The organism is Facklamia sp. P12937, from assembly GCF_050409505.1.
In the GTDB taxonomy this organism is placed as follows: domain Bacteria; phylum Bacillota; class Bacilli; order Lactobacillales; family Aerococcaceae; genus Facklamia.
In genome coordinates this window covers 1-16531 of sequence record NZ_JBNUPI010000023.1, presented here as the reverse complement: position 1 = coordinate 16531, position 16531 = coordinate 1, and the positions used below count along the sequence as shown (strand labels likewise).

The window sequence follows — 16531 nt, the reverse complement described above, 5'->3', positions numbered from 1 at the left end:
AATGGTCATATGATTTTGATACAATGACATTCATGGCAACAGATGAAAAAGCACCTAAATTATATACATTTAAATTAGTTCTAAAAACATCTGATACTAACATTACATCTGAATATGAAGCTGCATCTATGAAAGAAGCTGAAAAATACTTCCATGACTATGTTGCTCGCTTTGGTTTAGGTGAGTTAGTATGGTCATATGATGAAGAAACTATGACATTTATGGTAACTGAAAAACCTGCAGATGAAAAACCTGCAGATGAAAAACCAAAAAATCCAAAGCCAGTAGAAAATAAAAAAGAAAAATCTGAATTACCACAAACTGGTGAAGGTTCAACCTTCGCAATTTATGGTGCAGCAGCATTATCTGTATTAGCAGGATTAGGCTTAGTTGCTAAGAAACGTGAAGAAGCATAGTTAATTTAATAGCAGCTATTTAAAAGAGCAAGATAATTTTGCTCTCAGATTGAAGACAAACCCTATTTGAGTAACTCTCAAGGAAGGGTTTGTCTTTATTTGTCTTAAAAGTTTCCTGTAAAATAAAAAACCGAAGCCTTTCTAGCTCTTCATCTCTAGTATATTTGCCAATTTCTTCATGTTTAAACAAGTAAAAGTGAGCCCTGCTTTAAATTCCATCAAGCTTTTTCCAATAAAATGCGTCTATCGAAAGCCATGATGTTCTTTAGCAGTGCCGAATATTCTGTCAGCGGACTCTTTGGATTCTTTATAAAGAGCACGCATACCCTCTGAATACCTGATATCCTCACACCTTTCAAGGGCTTTTTGCCACACATGTCGGCTAATTACACATTTATTTTGATTGTTCTCCTGATCTTGACGAGAGGCTTTGTACTCTCGATAGCCTTTTTGATTAGTGGTCGTAGAATGATAGACCCCATTTTTTCATCTAAATAACAGTCATAGTATTCATCATAGATACACTCTCTATGCTCGGGTTTACTTCTTGGTCGCGTATAAGGAAAAACTGGTATGGTGGATTGGTTTAAAAGAAATTGAACGATGGTGGCCGTTTTATAGCTCACCTCTGCAATGAGATGAGTGGGATTAAAAAGAGTAATCTTTTTAAATAGTAATCGAAATACTTGCGTATAGTGGGTATTTCTAGAGTAGACACTATAAGCTAATATCCACCCCCTTGCGATTGCAAGCTGTTTGAATAGTATAGGCAAAAACTTGCTTATGACCCCTTTATGAAACTACCTTGCATTCGGATTATTGGGACTGATTGTTTGGGACTTTGTTAAGGTCTCTTTTTTTATAAATTCAAAGTTTCCATTATTAAAAAAGATCTAAGACTGATATAATGTAGTTAATAAATTTAGAGGAGTTCGGTTTATGCATAAGAAAAAAAGTTTTTTTTATTGTCTGTTAATAGGGTTTCTGTTCAGCTTCTCAATTGGTTCTAACTTGATGGTAGAAGCAACTTCTGATCCTTTCATTCCAAGACCTGCCCTTCCGTCAGATTTAAAGAAAGTAGAAGAATCTACTAATTCTGACGACGAATCATCCGTTGGTGAGAATGAGGAAAGAGCATCTAATAAAGCAATGGAACAAGGTTTGTTTGAAACGGATATTGTTATTTATCCCCTTAATGAGTTTGAAAATCAAGAATCACTAGATAACTTTGCCAATTATGTAAAGAATGATGCAAGTCTGAATGATCAGATAATTTTAGAGGATGTCTCTGAAGAGAGTCGCTTTTTACTTTCAGCTAATTATCGTGACAGTGCTAAAGAAGATGGTCAACTGATTGTTTTATATTTTCCAGTCAATATTGCCGATCAAAGTCAAGCCCAAGAAGTCTTAGATAAACATCTATTATATTATCCTGATTTGTTTGAAAAAGGTGAATTGGCATCACAAGGTGATGGATATGATCTGGCTTTTGCTTTGAAAGTTAATGCCAATGCAGATGGCTTTGGTATCGATACAGCTAAGCAAGAAATTGAGTACTATGATCAAAGAGAACCTTATCAGTATGAACTAGAATCGAATGGTGATGACCCCTATCGTCAAGCGATAGAAGAGCGTTTTCCTGGTGAATTCAGTTTTGAAAGTGTAGAAGAAAATGGCAAAACGTTAGTGACACTTCGCCAACTACCTTTATCTGAGCGGCAAGCGAGTGTAGAAAGTGATGATAACGGCTCAAACATGGCAGGAAATCTATTTTCTCAATTCAACACCAAAATTAATGCGTATCTGACACAGATTAACTTAAAGGAAAAATTAATGAATTTAGGAATCTCTGAAGATAACGTTTCTATCGTGACCATAGGAGCAGTAGCAGTTTTAGTACTCTTAGGAATTATCTTAATAGTTTTAGGTTTTCGTCGCTAAATAAGAAAGGAAGAAAATAGAATGAAGAATAAACTTATTAATCTTTTAGTAGTTTCCGTTTTAACGTTTGGATGCGTGGGGACAATTTTTGCTCAGGATGACACTGAAAATAAGCCGGACACTGAGCAAACCCCACCCGCAAACGAAGGAAATCAGCCTGCACCACAGGAGTCTACGATTGCACCTAGTAAACCTCAAAATGAAACTACAACTAAGCCTAACAATGGTAGCGGTGAGTCTGAAGAGAAAGAAACAACTGTTGCTAACACTACAGTTGAAAGCCCAAAAGAAACAACTGTTCAAACTACAGAAACGACTGTAACAACGGTTGCTAGCCAGCCCCAACCTAATCCAAACCCTAGACCAACTCAACCTTATATTCCAAGTCGCCCACAGCCTTCCAATCGACCAGAAGATATTGAAGTGATTGAGATACCAGAAACAAGTATTGAAATGGAAGAAGAGACGGAAGTAGAAGAAGAGATTGACTTATTTGAGGGAGAATTCATTACTTTTAATGCTAATGTCTTCAAAGAAGAGTCAGAAGCGGATGATTTTATTCAATTGATTGAAGAAGATGAGGCGACAAAAGACCGCTTTATTGCTGAAAAAGAAATCATTGATGAAGACTTTATTTTGGTTCGAGTGACCTATGCAGAAGATGTTGAAGAAAAAGGACGCTACATTTTATTCTATATTTCGAGTGAATTTGAAACAGAAGAAGCAGCGGAGGAATACTTAGAGAAGCAATTACTGATTTATCCGGATCTTTTTGTTGCTGGAGAAATGATCAAAGTGGACGATAAATTCGATATCATTTTAGGAATTCGACCAGGAACTGAAACGCAGGCGGTAACTTACGATGAAGCAACCTTTGAAGTTCAATATGAAGCTGATCGTGAAGAATATCAATATATCGTTAAAGCTGATGAATTAACCGGTGAGTTTATCGATGAAATTCAAATGGCTGTGGAAGAGGCTTTTCCTGGTGAGTTTACATTCTCAGAAGAAGTAATATCTGATACTGAAAAAGAAGTGACCATGACTCCTCTTGAAATAGAAGAAGAATCAAGTGAAGAGATGGAAAGTTATTTAGAAGACTCAGAAGAAACAACGATGGAAAATTAGAGATTGGTTAAAAAATCGCCCTCAATTTAGATGAGGGCGATTTTTAAATAGCTTAATTAATTAAGCTTTAGAAGGAATTTTTCTAAGTCAGCCATTGAATTGGAGTTTTCCAATTTACTGTCTACTTTACCATCTTTAACAATGAGCAGTTGGGGAACCGTGGAAATTTCAAAGAAATTATCGACAACATCACGGAAATTATCATCCTCCATTCGCTCATCGGTATTATAATAATGATAATTTAGGTTCATTTCTTTAGCTAATTGATTTAACTTAGGTAGAAAAACACGACAATATGGACAAGAATCAAAACCTACATAGATTAGTTTGGCTTCATTTTTAGAATCTTCGATAACTGCTTCATAAGCAGTTTGACCTTCTATTTTAGAAAGGTTAGACATCTTTAAAGGGGCGATACTTACTTCACCGGCATATTTTTCAATCTTGTCTAGCTCTTTATAGACTTTTTCTTTCATTTCTTTATCTAAGTTTAAAAGAATAAGGTCTTCCTTAAAAGAAACTTGACCATCTTCTCCAATGTAGTCGCTTTTTTCAATCTTGCTTTTTTGATTTGTGATTGGATTTTCTTGTTTGTCTATTTTAGAATCATTTAGTTGGCAAGCAGTTAGTAAGAAACAGACTGACATTAGTAGGAACAATTTTTTATTTAATAATTTCACTGTAAACTTCCTTTCTAAAAAGCTTAGTAATGGTTTAACTCTTATAGAAAATATTTAATTACTTAAGCATGATAATAATTAAATTATATCACTTTTTTAGCAATAATGTTAAGATATATGAGATCGATTCAAGCAAGGGGTGTATTTATGTCCGATCATTATTATAGTCAGCAACCACAAAGCAGTCATGATGAACGTTATATTGAAGCACAGCTTTTTCACCAAAGTTATCAGTTTTCTACCGATGCGGGAGTTTTTTCCAAAGGTAGAGTGGACTTTGGTTCGCGCCTCTTGATAGAAAATTTTTTAAAGCTTAATCAAAGTATAAATTCCGGCCAACTATTGGAGTTAGGCTCAGGTTATGGGCCAATTTCGGTTGCCATTGCTGATCAATCGCAGTCACTTCAAGTGTTGGGTTTGGAAGTTAATCAGCGAGCCTTGGCATTAGCTAAGGAAAATATGCGATTGAATCGAGTGACAAATCTGGATTTTATACAAGCAGATGTTGTCACTCATAATTTCGAGCCAATTTATGATTATGTTTTAACTAATCCACCTATTCGAGCTGGTAAGACTATTGTTCAGCAATTTGTGACCCAAGCCTATCAAGCACTAAAAGAGGAAGGACAGTTATGGCTGGTTATCCAGAAAAAACAAGGGGCACCCAGTATGAAAAAGTTTATGGAAGAAACATTTGGTAATGTCAGTGAAATCGATCGCTCTAAAGGCTATTGGATTTTACAATCCATCAAGTTGTTTCAAGATTAAACACATTGGTTTTAAAAAGTCATTATTGATTAGAGGGGAAGCGTTTATTTGTTCGATAAAGTTAAAAATTATGTTACTCAGATTTCAGCTCCTATTTATATTGTGCTGACGTTTGTCGTGATTTCCTTTATTGGAGGAATACTATTAGCCACTCCTTTAGCTAGTCGATCAGGTGAATGGACGAAGCTAATTGATGCTTGGTTTACAGCTGTTTCAGCTGTTTGTGTAACGGGAAATGTAACAGTTAACACTACAGACCATTGGAATTATTTTGGACGAACGATTATTCTAGTTTTAATTGAAATTGGTGGACTTGGATTTATGACCTTATGGGTTACCGTTTTTATCTATATGGGCAAGCAAATAAATCTAAGACTGCATAAAGTTTTACTTGAATCTTTAAATATCTCCGATATTTCTGAAGTTAGAAATCTTTTGAGCTATATCATCCAATTCTCTTTGATTGTACAGATTATTGGGGCGGCTTTATTAGGAATTGACTTTATTCCACGCTTTGGCTGGTTAAAAGGAACTTATTATGCCATCTTTCATAGTGTGTCCGCCTTTTGTAATGCCGGTTTTGATTTGTTGGGAGATTCTATGATTGGTTTCCAAGACAATCCTTTAGTTCTCCTAACTTGTATGGGTTTGATTATCATTGGTGGATTAGGTTTCATTGTTTGGCGAGATTTGCTAACCTTTTATCGCAATCGTAAATTATTGTGGCATACTAAAATAGTTTTGACTACAACGGCTATTTTACTCCTTTTAGGAACAGTATTATTCGCTCTAACTGAACAACCTAGTCCTTTGTTTAAGGACCAACCCTTCTTTATTAGACTTGTAAACTATCTTTTTCTAGCGGTGACACCACGAACCGCTGGCTTTTCGAATGTGGACTATACCGCTTTATCATCTGCCGGCATTTTCTTAACCATTGTCTTAATGTTTCTAGGCGCTTCTTCGGGATCCACCGGGGGTGGGGTTAAGACCACTACTTTAGCAAGTCTTTTAATTTTTTCTTCTTCAGCTATTCGTCGTAGAGGATCGGTTATCTTTAAGCGTACCATCCCTGAAGGAGCTATTTTGAAGGCCATCTTTATTTTAATTTCAGGCTTAAGCTTAATTACCTTTGTCACCATGATCTTGTTAATAACAGAAACAATTCCTCCAGGATTCGGCATCGAATATGTAGTAGTAGAAGTTGTCTCTTGCTTTTCAACAGTTGGTTTAAGTATGGGTTTAACCCCTAATTTAACTGGTATTGGTAAAACCGTTTTAATTTTTATGATGTTTATTGGTCGAATCGGGTTGTTAACTATTTTTTGGTCAGCGAGTATGGGAAGAAAGCCATCAAAGATTAAATACCCGCATGGTAACTTGATGATAGGATAGAAAGGGAGAAACTTTCATGAAAAAAGAAATCACAGCAGTTTTAGGTCTCGGATTATTCGGAACATCCTTAGCCAAAACTTTAGCGGAAAACCACAAGCAAGTAATCGTGATTGATCGCGATATGGAGCTAGTTGAAGCTATTGCTAGTAAGGTGGAAGTAGCTGTACAAGGTGACTTTACCAAGTATGAAGTATTAAAAGAAGCCGGAGTTGGTGAAGCACAAATGGCAATTATTGCCTCCTCTTCAAAGTTTGATAATACGATTACTACCTTATTATCTTTGCAAAAGTTAGAAGTACCGACCATTATCGCAAAAACGCGCAAAGAAGAGTATAAAGAAGTGCTTTTGAAATTAGGCGTTGATCGCGTTATTTTACCCGAAACAGATATGGGGATTCGGATTGGTAATGAACTGACCAATGATTCGGTACTCGATTTAATTCAATTAGACGCTCAGAGCCACATTGTTGAATTTACCGCTCGTAAGAATTGGATAGGGAAGACGATTGAAGAAATAAATTTTAGAAGCCGTTATGATATTAATTTGATTGCGATTAAGTCTCGTATTGAAGAAGGATTTGATATTAACGTCAATCCAGACTTTATTATTGAAGAAAGCGACCTCTTTGTCGGCTTAACCAACACCAATAATGCGAAAGTTTTATTAGAAAAAGAAATTTAAGATTTTATATTTATAAGACCACTTGCTAATTTAATTCGAGTGGTCTTTTGCTTTTAAAGTCTGAGAAAGAAAGTCTTGACTTTGATAAAAAATAAGTGTAATATTGAATAACGCATAGCGTGAACATTGAATTCAAAATGGCACCGAAATATTGTCCGGTCGGCGATTTTGGCAGAGTAAACAAAAGATTGAGGAAGCTTAGGCGATTAAAATCAATTCTTTTGTCTTTTTTTTGCCCTTAAAAAGGACAAAAAGTATTTTGTTATCAAATTATAATATTTGTAAACATATTGTAATCTGCCGGTCGATAGTTAAAGCAAGCCCAGAAGAATCACCATTCGCTACGTAATATTAAAGAGGGGTGAATTGTTTGAGTCAGCATCATATCGTGAAATATGGTAAAAAAGCAGAACGTCGTAGTTATGCACGAATTGATGAGGTTTTGGAATTACCAAACTTGATTGAAATCCAAACCGATTCCTATCAATGGTTTTTAGAAGAAGGATTAAAGACCATGTTCCAAGATATCTCGCCAATCGTCGATCATACAGAAAATTTAGAACTTTATTTCCATGATTACTCATTTCAAGAGGCTAAATATACAGTAGAGGAAGCTCGTTCCCACGATGCCAACTACTCTAAACCAATCTATGTTAATTTGCGCTTAGTTAATAAGGAATCTGGTGAAGTAAAAGAACAAGAAGTATTCTTTGGCGATTTCCCAATTATGACGGATATGGGAACCTTCATCATTAATGGGGCAGAACGTGTTATTGTTTCACAATTAGTACGTTCTCCAGGTGTCTACTTCCATGATAAAGTAGACAAAAAATCAAGACATACTTTTGCTTCAACCGTTATTCCTAACCGAGGAGCTTGGCTAGAATTTGAAACGGATGCTAAAGGAATTGCCTATGTCAGAATTGACCGGACACGTAAATTGCCAATTACAGCCTTAATTCGTGCACTTGGTTTTGGCGAAGATGACGAGATTGTTGAAATCTTATCTGAAACCACCCTATTGAATGACACTTTAGCTAAAGATGTCCATAAAAACATTTCTGACTCCCGTGCTGAAGAAGCTTTGAAAGATATTTATGAACGCCTACGTCCTGGTGAGCCGAAGACAGCAGATTCTTCACGTAACTTATTAACGGCTCGTTTCTTTGATCCAAGACGTTATGATTTAGCGCCAGTTGGACGTTATAAGATTAATAAAAAACTCCACTTAAAGCACCGTCTTTTAGGAATGACACTCGCAGAAACTTTGGCAGACCCAGAAACAGGTGAAGTACTCTTCACAGAAGGAACTGAACTTTCTGCAGGAGATATTGAACGTTTAATCCCTTACTTAGATAATGGTTTGAATGTTTATACTTATACTCCTTCACCAGATGGTGTGATTGGTGAACCGATTGACTTGCAAGTGGTCAAAGTATACTCCCCTCTTGATTCGGACCGTGTGATTAATATTGTCGGTAACGCTAATCTTGAAGGAGTGCATCACTTAACCCCAGCAGATATTATCGCGTCAATGAACTACTATTTATTATTAAATGAACAAGTAGGCTCAACAGATGATATTGATCATTTGGGCAACCGTCGTATTCGTTCAGTCGGTGAATTACTGCAAAATCAATTCCGTATTGGCTTATCGCGTATGGAAAGAGTAGTCCGTGAAAGAATGTCCTTACAAGATGTCTCAACAATGACACCGCAACAGTTAATTAATATTCGTCCAGTTGTAGCGGCTATTAAAGAGTTCTTTGGCTCTTCTCAATTATCACAATTTATGGATCAAACCAATCCATTGGGTGAATTGACTCACAAGCGTCGTCTTTCTGCCTTAGGACCGGGAGGGTTAACACGTGATCGCGCTGGTTATGAAGTGCGTGACGTTCACTACTCTCACTACGGTCGTATGTGTCCAATTGAAACACCAGAAGGTCCAAACATTGGATTAATTAACTCCTTATCTTCATATGCAAAAATAAACCGTTATGGTTTCATTGAAACACCTTATCGTAAAGTGGATAAGGCTAACAAGACCGTTACAGAAGAAATTGCGTATTTATCAGCAGATGAGGAAGATTTATACATCATTGCTCAAGCTAACTCTCGTTTAAATGAAGATGGTACTTTTGAAAATGACACGGTTATGGCTCGTTATAAAGACCAAAACTTAGAGGTCAAAACTAACACAGTCGATTTTATGGATGTTTCACCAAAACAGGTAGTTGCAGTAGCAACGGCATCGATTCCTTTCTTAGAAAACGATGACTCCAACCGTGCTTTAATGGGAGCTAACATGCAACGTCAAGCAGTTCCTTTAATTCGTCCCAAAGCACCGATTATCGGAACAGGTATTGAGTATAAAGCTGCTCACGACTCGGGTGCGGCATTGATTTGCCGACGTCCAGGTCGAGTAACCTATGTGGATGCTGAACGTATTCGTGTGCAATTAGAAGATGGTTCCGTTGATGAATACCGCTTAACTAAATTTGCACGTTCCAATGCGGGAACATGTTACAACCAACGTCCAATTGTTGTTGTTGGAGATCAAGTTGATGCTAATGAAATTTTAGCAGATGGATCTTCGATGGAAAACGGTGAAATGGCCTTAGGTCAAAACCCATTGGTAGCCTTTATGACTTGGGATGGTTATAACTACGAGGATGCCATCATCATGTCTGAACGTCTAGTTAAAGACGATGTCTATACCTCTATTCATATTGAAGAATATGAATCAGAATCACGTGATACTAAGTTAGGACCAGAAGAAATTACGCGCGAAATCCCTAATGTTAGTGAGGAATCCCTCAAATATTTAGATAAAGATGGAATTATTATGGTCGGTGCGGAAGTACGCGATGGAGATATTCTAGTCGGAAAAGTCACACCAAAAGGTGTGACTGAATTGACAGCAGAAGAACGCCTCTTACACGCTATTTTTGGTGAAAAAGCACGTGAAGTTCGTGACACTTCCTTAAGAGTTCCCCATGGTGGTGGTGGAATTGTGCACGATGTTAAGGTATTCACTCGTGAAAATGGCGACGAGCTTTCACCAGGAGTGAATAAATTGGTTCGTGTTTATATTGTTCAAAAACGTAAAATTCAAGTCGGTGACAAGATGGCTGGACGTCATGGAAATAAAGGGGTTGTCTCTTTAATCATGCCGGAAGAAGATATGCCATTTATGCCTGATGGGACACCAGTTGATATTATGTTAAACCCATTAGGGGTGCCTTCAAGGATGAATATCGGACAGGTCTTTGAATTACATTTAGGAATGGCCGGACGTCAATTAGGTATTAATTTTGCTACACCTGTCTTTGATGGGGCGAATGAAGAAGAGGTTTGGGAAACAGTTAGAGAAGCCGGATTAGAACCGGATGCTAAGACAACTCTATATGACGGTCGTACTGGAGAACCATTTGACCGAAAAGTTTCAGTCGGTGTCATGTATATGTTGAAACTCGCACACATGGTCGATGACAAGCTGCATGCACGCTCAACGGGCCCATATTCATTAGTAACCCAACAACCGCTCGGAGGTAAAGCACAGTTTGGTGGACAACGTTTTGGCGAGATGGAAGTTTGGGCCTTAGAAGCCTATGGTGCAGCTTATACCTTACAAGAAATCTTGACTTATAAATCAGATGATGTAGTAGGTCGTGTGAAGACATATGAAGCCATTGTCAAAGGAGAAGCTATTCCCAAACCTGGTGTACCAGAATCCTTCCGTGTATTAGTTAAAGAACTACAAGCTTTAGGATTGGACTTGAAAGTCTTGGATGCTGAAGATAAAGAAATTGAACTATTGGATGATGACGATGAAGATGATGTAATTAACTTTAATGCGCTTGAGAAGTATAAAGAAGATCAAAAAGCCGCTGAAGAAAAGAGCGTCGTTCAAACAAGTGAAACTAATGAAAGTTCAGCCTCAATTACTAGTGGAGATACAACTAAAGAGGACTAGTAATGTCTAAATGCCTTGGAGCCATTGGAGAAAAGGCACTCCATTAATTGGTGGAAACACCAGCTTAAATCAAGAAGGAGGTCGGCCCCTTGATAGATGTTAATAAATTTGATTCCATGAAAATCGGTCTCGCATCCCCAGAAAAAATTCGTTCATGGTCTTATGGGGAAGTCAAAAAACCAGAAACCATCAACTATCGAACTTTAAAACCCGAAAAAGATGGACTCTTTTGCGAGCGTATTTTTGGTCCTACCAAGGATTGGGAATGTTCTTGTGGGAAGTTAAAACGTGTTCGCTATAAAGGTCGCGTATGTGACCGTTGTGGCGTGGAAGTGACTCGCGCTAAAGTTCGTCGTGAAAGAATGGGGCATATAGAATTAGCAGCCCCAGTTACTCATGTGTGGTATTTCAAAGGGATTCCAAGCCGTATCGGCTTGATCCTTGACATGAGCCCGAGACTATTAGAAGAAGTGATTTATTTTGCTTCTTACATAGTTATTGATCCAGGCGATACGGGTCTAGAATATAAATCATTACTCACTGAGACAGAGTATCGTGAGAAAAAACGTGAGTTCGGCAACCGTTTTTATGCCAAAATGGGTGCAGAAGCGATTAAAGAACTCCTACATGCAGTTGATGTAGATGCTGAGATCAGTGGTTTACGAGAAGAGCTTAAAACGTTGACTGGACAAAAAAGAACGCGAGCGATTCGTCGTTTAGATATCTTGGATTCTTTCCAAGAATCAGGAAATAAACCAGAATGGATGGTTATGGATGTTTTGCCAGTTATACCACCTGATTTAAGACCGATGGTTCAGTTGGAAGGAGGACGCTTTGCAACTTCTGACTTAAATGATCTTTACCGTCGAGTGATTAATCGTAACAATCGTTTGAAACGCCTTTTAGATTTAGGTGCACCAAATATTATTGTGCAAAACGAAAAACGAATGTTACAAGAGGCAGTAGATGCTTTGATTGATAATGGTCGTCGTGGACGTGCTGTTACTGGTCCTGGTAATCGTCCATTAAAATCTCTTTCTCACATGCTTAAAGGTAAACAAGGACGTTTTCGTCAAAATCTTTTAGGAAAACGTGTGGACTATTCTGGTCGTTCGGTTATCGTTGTTGGACCGTCTTTAAAAATGTACCAATGTGGTATACCAAAAGAAATGGCCATCGAACTATTTAAACCGTTCGTAATGAAAGAATTAGTAGAACGCGAAATAGCTAGCAACGTAAAAAATGCTAAACGTATGATTGAAGTTCAACATGATGCGATTTGGCCTGTTATTGAAGATGTTATTAAGGAACACCCCGTACTACTTAACCGAGCACCTACTCTTCACCGATTAGGTATTCAAGCTTTTGAACCGGTTTTAATTGAAGGGAAAGCAATTCGTCTACACCCATTAGTATGTAACGCTTATAACGCTGACTTTGATGGGGATCAAATGGCAGTTCACGTACCGTTATCTGAAGAAGCTCAAGCTGAAGCCCGTCTGTTAATGTTAGGTGCACAAAACATCCTAAGTCCTAAGGACGGTAAGCCAGTTGCAACACCTTCACAGGACATGGTGCTTGGTAATTATTATTTAACAATTGAAGAACCGGGACGTGTGGGCGAAGGAATGATTCTAAGCTCCATTTCAGAAGCAGAGATTGCATATCAAAATGGCTATGTGCATTTACATACCCGTGTAGCGATTCCTGCTAAGTCTTTCACTAATAAAACTTTCACTGACTGGCAAAGAGAACGTTTAATGGTTACAACTATTGGTAAATTATTCTTTAACGAAATCATGCCAGATGAATTCCCATATTTAAATGAGCCATCAAATGAGAACCTAACGCAACAAACACCTGATAAGTACTTCTTGGAACCAGGTGTAAATGTTAAAGAAGCTATTGAACAGATGGAGCCTGTGTCACCGTTTAAGAAAAAAGATTTTGGTAATATTATTGCTGAAGTCTTTAAACATTATCATATTACTCAAACATCAATTATGCTAGATAAGATGAAAGATTTGGGTTATAAATATTCTACGCAATCAGGTATCACCGTAGGGGTAGCGGATGTTCTCAGTTTAGATAGTAAAGCAGAAATCTTAGAGAAAGCTCATGCCAAAGTTGATGAGATTACTCGAATGAGACGACGCGGACTTCTAACTGAAGACGAGCGCTATGAAAATGTTATTCGTACATGGGAAAAAGCCAAAGATCAGATTCAAAAGGATCTACAAAAGAGCTTGCCACGTCTAAACCCCATCTTTATGATGTCTGACTCTGGTGCCCGTGGTAATATTTCTAACTTTACCCAGCTAGCCGGAATGCGTGGAAACATGGCGGCTCCTTCTGGGAAAATCATCGAATTACCAATTACATCCAACTTCCGTGAAGGCTTAAACGTTATGGAAATGTTTATCTCCACTCACGGAGCGCGTAAAGGGATGACCGATACGGCCTTGAAGACCGCTGACTCAGGTTATTTAACACGTCGATTAGTTGATGTCGCTCAAGATGTCATTATCCGTGAGGAAGATTGTGGAACAGACCGTGGAGTTGAAATTCGTGAAATTGCCGATGGTAATTCGGTTATTGAGTCCCTAGAAGAACGTTTACAAGGACGTTATGCACATAAATCAGTCATTCATCCAGAAACTGGAGAAGAAATTGTTAAGGCTCAAGAATTGATTACAGATGAGAAGGCTGCAGAAATTATTAAAGCAGGTATTGAAGCTGTAACTATTCGTTCAGTCTTTACATGTAATACTGACCATGGTGTATGTAAACATTGCTATGGACGCAACTTAGCGACTGGATCAGAAGTAGAAGTTGGAGAAGCAGTAGGTACAATCGCTGCTCAATCTATCGGTGAGCCTGGTACTCAGTTAACCATGCGTACCTTCCATACGGGAGGGGTTGCCGGTGGTGGTGATATTACTCAAGGTTTACCACGTATTCAAGAAATTTTTGAAGCGCGTGTTCCAAAAGGACAAGCAACCATTACGGAAGTTGCCGGAGTTGTTACTTCGATTGAAGAAAAATCAAGCGAGCGGTTGAAAGAAATTACCGTTACAGGAGTTACGGATAACCGCACTTATAAAGTGGCTTATGCTGCTCGCCTTAAAGTCAATGAAGGCGATCGTGTAGAACGTGGTCAAGCCTTAACAGAAGGATCAATCGATCCCAAAGAATTATTAGCAGTTACTGACGTCTTAACGGTCCAAAAATACATTATGCGCGAAGTTCAAGCCGTATATCGTGGCCAAGGGGTAGAAATTGGTGATAAACACGTTGAGGTGATGGCTCGTCAAATGTTACGTAAAGTTCGTGTAATGGACCCTGCTTCTACATCTATTTTACCAGGGGCCTTAATGGATATCGCAGACTTTGCTAAGGCTAATAAAGACACCATTACAAGTGGGGAAACACCAGCTACGGCTCGACCCGTCTTACTTGGAATTACTAAAGCTGCTCTTGAGACAAAATCATTTATCTCAGCTGCTTCCTTCCAAGAGACAACACGTGTCTTGACCGATGCGGCCATTCGTGGAGACCGTGACTACTTAATTGGTCTAAAAGAAAACGTCATTATTGGTAAATTAATTCCAGCTGGTACTGGAATGAACAGCTACCGTGATTTGGAAATCCAAACCACTCAAGATACTATTCCTATGCCAACTGAGATAACAGAGGAACCACAGCAAATGAAATAAACAAAATAGATTAAACCCTTCAATTATTGAACTGCTCCCCCAAAAGTAAAACTATTTTAGGGGGAGTTTTTCATAATTGAAGGGTATTTTTATATGATATATTGCAATAATTATTACGACACTTCTGTTAACAAATTCAATTTCTCAATATAACGTTCAAAGGGTGCTTCAAACGCTAGACATTTCCTTGGTCTAGCGTTTACTTTATAGATAGCTTTAAACAAGTCTTGATCCTTTAGCTGTGCGAAATCCGTTTTCTTAGGAAAGAATTCCCTTAGCAAGCCATGCTGCCTTCATTGGTGCCTCTTTGCCATGCACTCTAGGCATCGGCAAAGTAAAAACCTATCCCTAACTTACTCTCTACTACGTCATAGCAAGCGAATTCTTTTCCTCTATCGGATGTGAATGTTTTAAAGGCTCCTTGTGGTAAGGATTTTGTTAATTGATAAAGCGCTTCTAACATAGATTGTTTACTTCTGTCTGGTGTTTTTATCGCAAAATAGGTACGAGTCTTCCTTTCTGCAAAAGTAGCTAAACATCCTTTGCTTTTTCCTCAAGAAGATACTAGAATATCAAGTTGTCAGTGTCCAAATTCAGTGCGCTTCTTCACCACTTTGGGTCTTTTCTAAACAGAAGTGTTGATATCAAATCTTTCTCTTTTTTCTTTCATTTTTTTAGAGTGACCTTTTCTCCTTAACACCTGCAAGGAAACGGATAAAGTCTCCTTATATATCCAATTATAGAATGTCTTAAAGGAGAAGGTATTTGGGAAAAGTCTTACTTCTATCATCCGTGGTAATATATAGGGCTCATAACAATCTCTTTCATGTGTATGTTTTATAGTAATGACATTTTACATGAATTAAATTTGTTATGAGTTTTATTTTTACTCGTGTTGCATTAAATTTTACAATGCATCATATCAAAACATAACTAGTTATAAAAGAAAATATTAAAAAAGGAATAAATGGAATTATTTTACTTTTAGAAAGATAACAATACAAAAGTCCAAGTGAAGCTGCTAAAAATAAAAAGTAAGGAATAGAGCCTAGGGGAATAAACAATAGAGAAATACAGATGAATTTTAAATCGGCACCTCCCATCCAAGACTGTTCTGTTCTTATAAGAAGAAAGCTGATAAGACAGAAAATAAGAAAATACTGAAAGGGAATAATATTATATGAATAATTATAGAGTAATCCGAGTGTCAAAAAAGAAAGTTGTAGAAAATCAGGAACCCACTGATCAAGTATATCCATGAAGGTCATGAATAGAAAGATAAGTAATAAAATCAGATTAAAAAAAGAAAAAGTAGTGAATAGAAAAAAGAAGAGAGAGCAGAGTCCACCAAACAATTCAAAGTAAAAGTGATTGACACTTATTTTCCGACAGCAAAAATAACAATGCCCCTTCAGTAATAAATATGAAAACAAAGGAAATAACTGCCAAAAGTAGAGTTTGTGCTGACAATGATCACAAGAAGATCGTGCTTTCCAACTAAAGCTTTTATTTATAATGGAATAAGAAAGATAGTAAACAAAACTCGCTATACAAGATCCAATATAAAAGTACAGTATATGAGTCATCATTAACTCCTTTTATAAGTTATAGGCTTAAATACACGTAAAAAAGAAAAAAAGTGCTAAAAATTATTGACACAAATTAAAAAAGATAGTAAAATGTAATTCCTGCTAGCGAATATCTTGTAAAAAAGCAGATATTTAGAAGAAAACTCAAAAAATCTTCAAAAAGGTTTGACAAAAAGTCTAAACCATGCTAGTATATAGAAGTTGTCACTTATGGCAGCGAAGCTCATTGAAAACTGA

General features: G+C 37.4%; 11 protein-coding genes. 8 read left to right on the top strand and 3 right to left on the bottom strand.

What is annotated here, in order from left to right; genetic code table 11:
- The 3 genes from ACQV2R_RS07800 to ACQV2R_RS07790 all read left to right on the top strand — a co-directional run.
- Nucleotides 1-416: LPXTG cell wall anchor domain-containing protein (locus tag ACQV2R_RS07800; RefSeq protein WP_428876582.1), on the top strand; the 416-nt coding region annotated here is incomplete at its 5' end.
- A 939-nt stretch (nt 417-1355) separates the two neighbouring features.
- The gene (locus ACQV2R_RS07795; protein ID WP_428892060.1) at nt 1356-2357 is read left to right on the top strand and encodes a hypothetical protein; all 1002 of its coding nucleotides are present in this window, start codon (nt 1356-1358) and stop codon (nt 2355-2357) included.
- 21 nt (nt 2358-2378) lie between these two features.
- Nucleotides 2379-3485, top strand: coding sequence for a hypothetical protein (locus ACQV2R_RS07790; protein ID WP_428892059.1), 1107 nt, complete (start codon nt 2379-2381; stop codon nt 3483-3485).
- Nucleotides 3486-3541: 56 nt separating this feature from the next.
- Here ACQV2R_RS07790 and ACQV2R_RS07785 read toward each other — a convergent pair whose 3' ends face one another.
- Nucleotides 3542-4165, bottom strand: a complete 624-nt coding sequence (locus tag ACQV2R_RS07785) for a thioredoxin family protein (protein ID WP_428892058.1) — start codon at nt 4163-4165, stop codon at nt 3542-3544.
- A gap of 147 nt (nt 4166-4312) precedes the next feature.
- Between ACQV2R_RS07785 and ACQV2R_RS07780 the strand changes: the two genes are divergently transcribed.
- The 5 genes from ACQV2R_RS07780 to rpoC all read left to right on the top strand — a co-directional run bounded on the left by ACQV2R_RS07780 (nt 4313) and on the right by rpoC (nt 14705).
- Nucleotides 4313-4933 (top strand): class I SAM-dependent methyltransferase, encoded by a 621-nt coding sequence (locus ACQV2R_RS07780; protein WP_428876580.1) that lies wholly within the window; start codon nt 4313-4315, stop codon nt 4931-4933.
- Nucleotides 4934-4981: 48 nt separating this feature from the next.
- Nucleotides 4982-6328: a TrkH family potassium uptake protein gene (locus tag ACQV2R_RS07775; protein ID WP_428874504.1), complete on the top strand. Its 1347-nt coding sequence runs from the start codon at nt 4982-4984 to the stop codon at nt 6326-6328.
- Nucleotides 6329-6344: 16 nt separating this feature from the next.
- Nucleotides 6345-7010 (top strand): potassium channel family protein, encoded by a 666-nt coding sequence (locus ACQV2R_RS07770; RefSeq protein WP_428874503.1) that lies wholly within the window; start codon nt 6345-6347, stop codon nt 7008-7010.
- Nucleotides 7011-7380: 370 nt separating this feature from the next.
- Nucleotides 7381-10989, top strand: coding sequence for a DNA-directed RNA polymerase subunit beta (gene rpoB, locus ACQV2R_RS07765; RefSeq protein WP_428892057.1), 3609 nt, complete (start codon nt 7381-7383; stop codon nt 10987-10989).
- An 89-nt stretch (nt 10990-11078) separates the two neighbouring features.
- Nucleotides 11079-14705 (top strand): DNA-directed RNA polymerase subunit beta', encoded by a 3627-nt coding sequence (rpoC, locus tag ACQV2R_RS07760; RefSeq protein ID WP_428874501.1) that lies wholly within the window; start codon nt 11079-11081, stop codon nt 14703-14705.
- 319 nt (nt 14706-15024) lie between these two features.
- On the opposite strand, the gene ACQV2R_RS07755 is transcribed toward rpoC, so the two are convergent.
- Nucleotides 15025-15168, bottom strand: a complete 144-nt coding sequence (locus tag ACQV2R_RS07755) for a hypothetical protein (RefSeq protein WP_428874500.1) — start codon at nt 15166-15168, stop codon at nt 15025-15027.
- 454 nt (nt 15169-15622) lie between these two features.
- A complete protein-coding gene (locus ACQV2R_RS07750) occupies nt 15623-16291 on the bottom strand; it encodes a prepilin peptidase (RefSeq protein ID WP_428892056.1) in 669 nt (222 codons plus the stop codon).
- Nucleotides 16292-16531: the final 240 nt, after the last annotated feature.

Coding starts and splice junctions, on each gene's coding strand:
- ACQV2R_RS07795 (WP_428892060.1), top strand. CDS start 1,356: ATGCATAAGAAAAAAAGTTTTTTTTATTGTCTGTTAATAGGGTTTCTG.
- ACQV2R_RS07790 (WP_428892059.1), top strand. CDS start 2,379: ATGAAGAATAAACTTATTAATCTTTTAGTAGTTTCCGTTTTAACGTTT.
- ACQV2R_RS07780 (WP_428876580.1), top strand. CDS start 4,313: ATGTCCGATCATTATTATAGTCAGCAACCACAAAGCAGTCATGATGAA.
- ACQV2R_RS07770 (WP_428874503.1), top strand. CDS start 6,345: ATGAAAAAAGAAATCACAGCAGTTTTAGGTCTCGGATTATTCGGAACA.
- ACQV2R_RS07755 (WP_428874500.1), bottom strand. CDS start 15,168: ATGTTAGAAGCGCTTTATCAATTAACAAAATCCTTACCACAAGGAGCC.
- ACQV2R_RS07750 (WP_428892056.1), bottom strand. CDS start 16,291: ATGACTCATATACTGTACTTTTATATTGGATCTTGTATAGCGAGTTTT.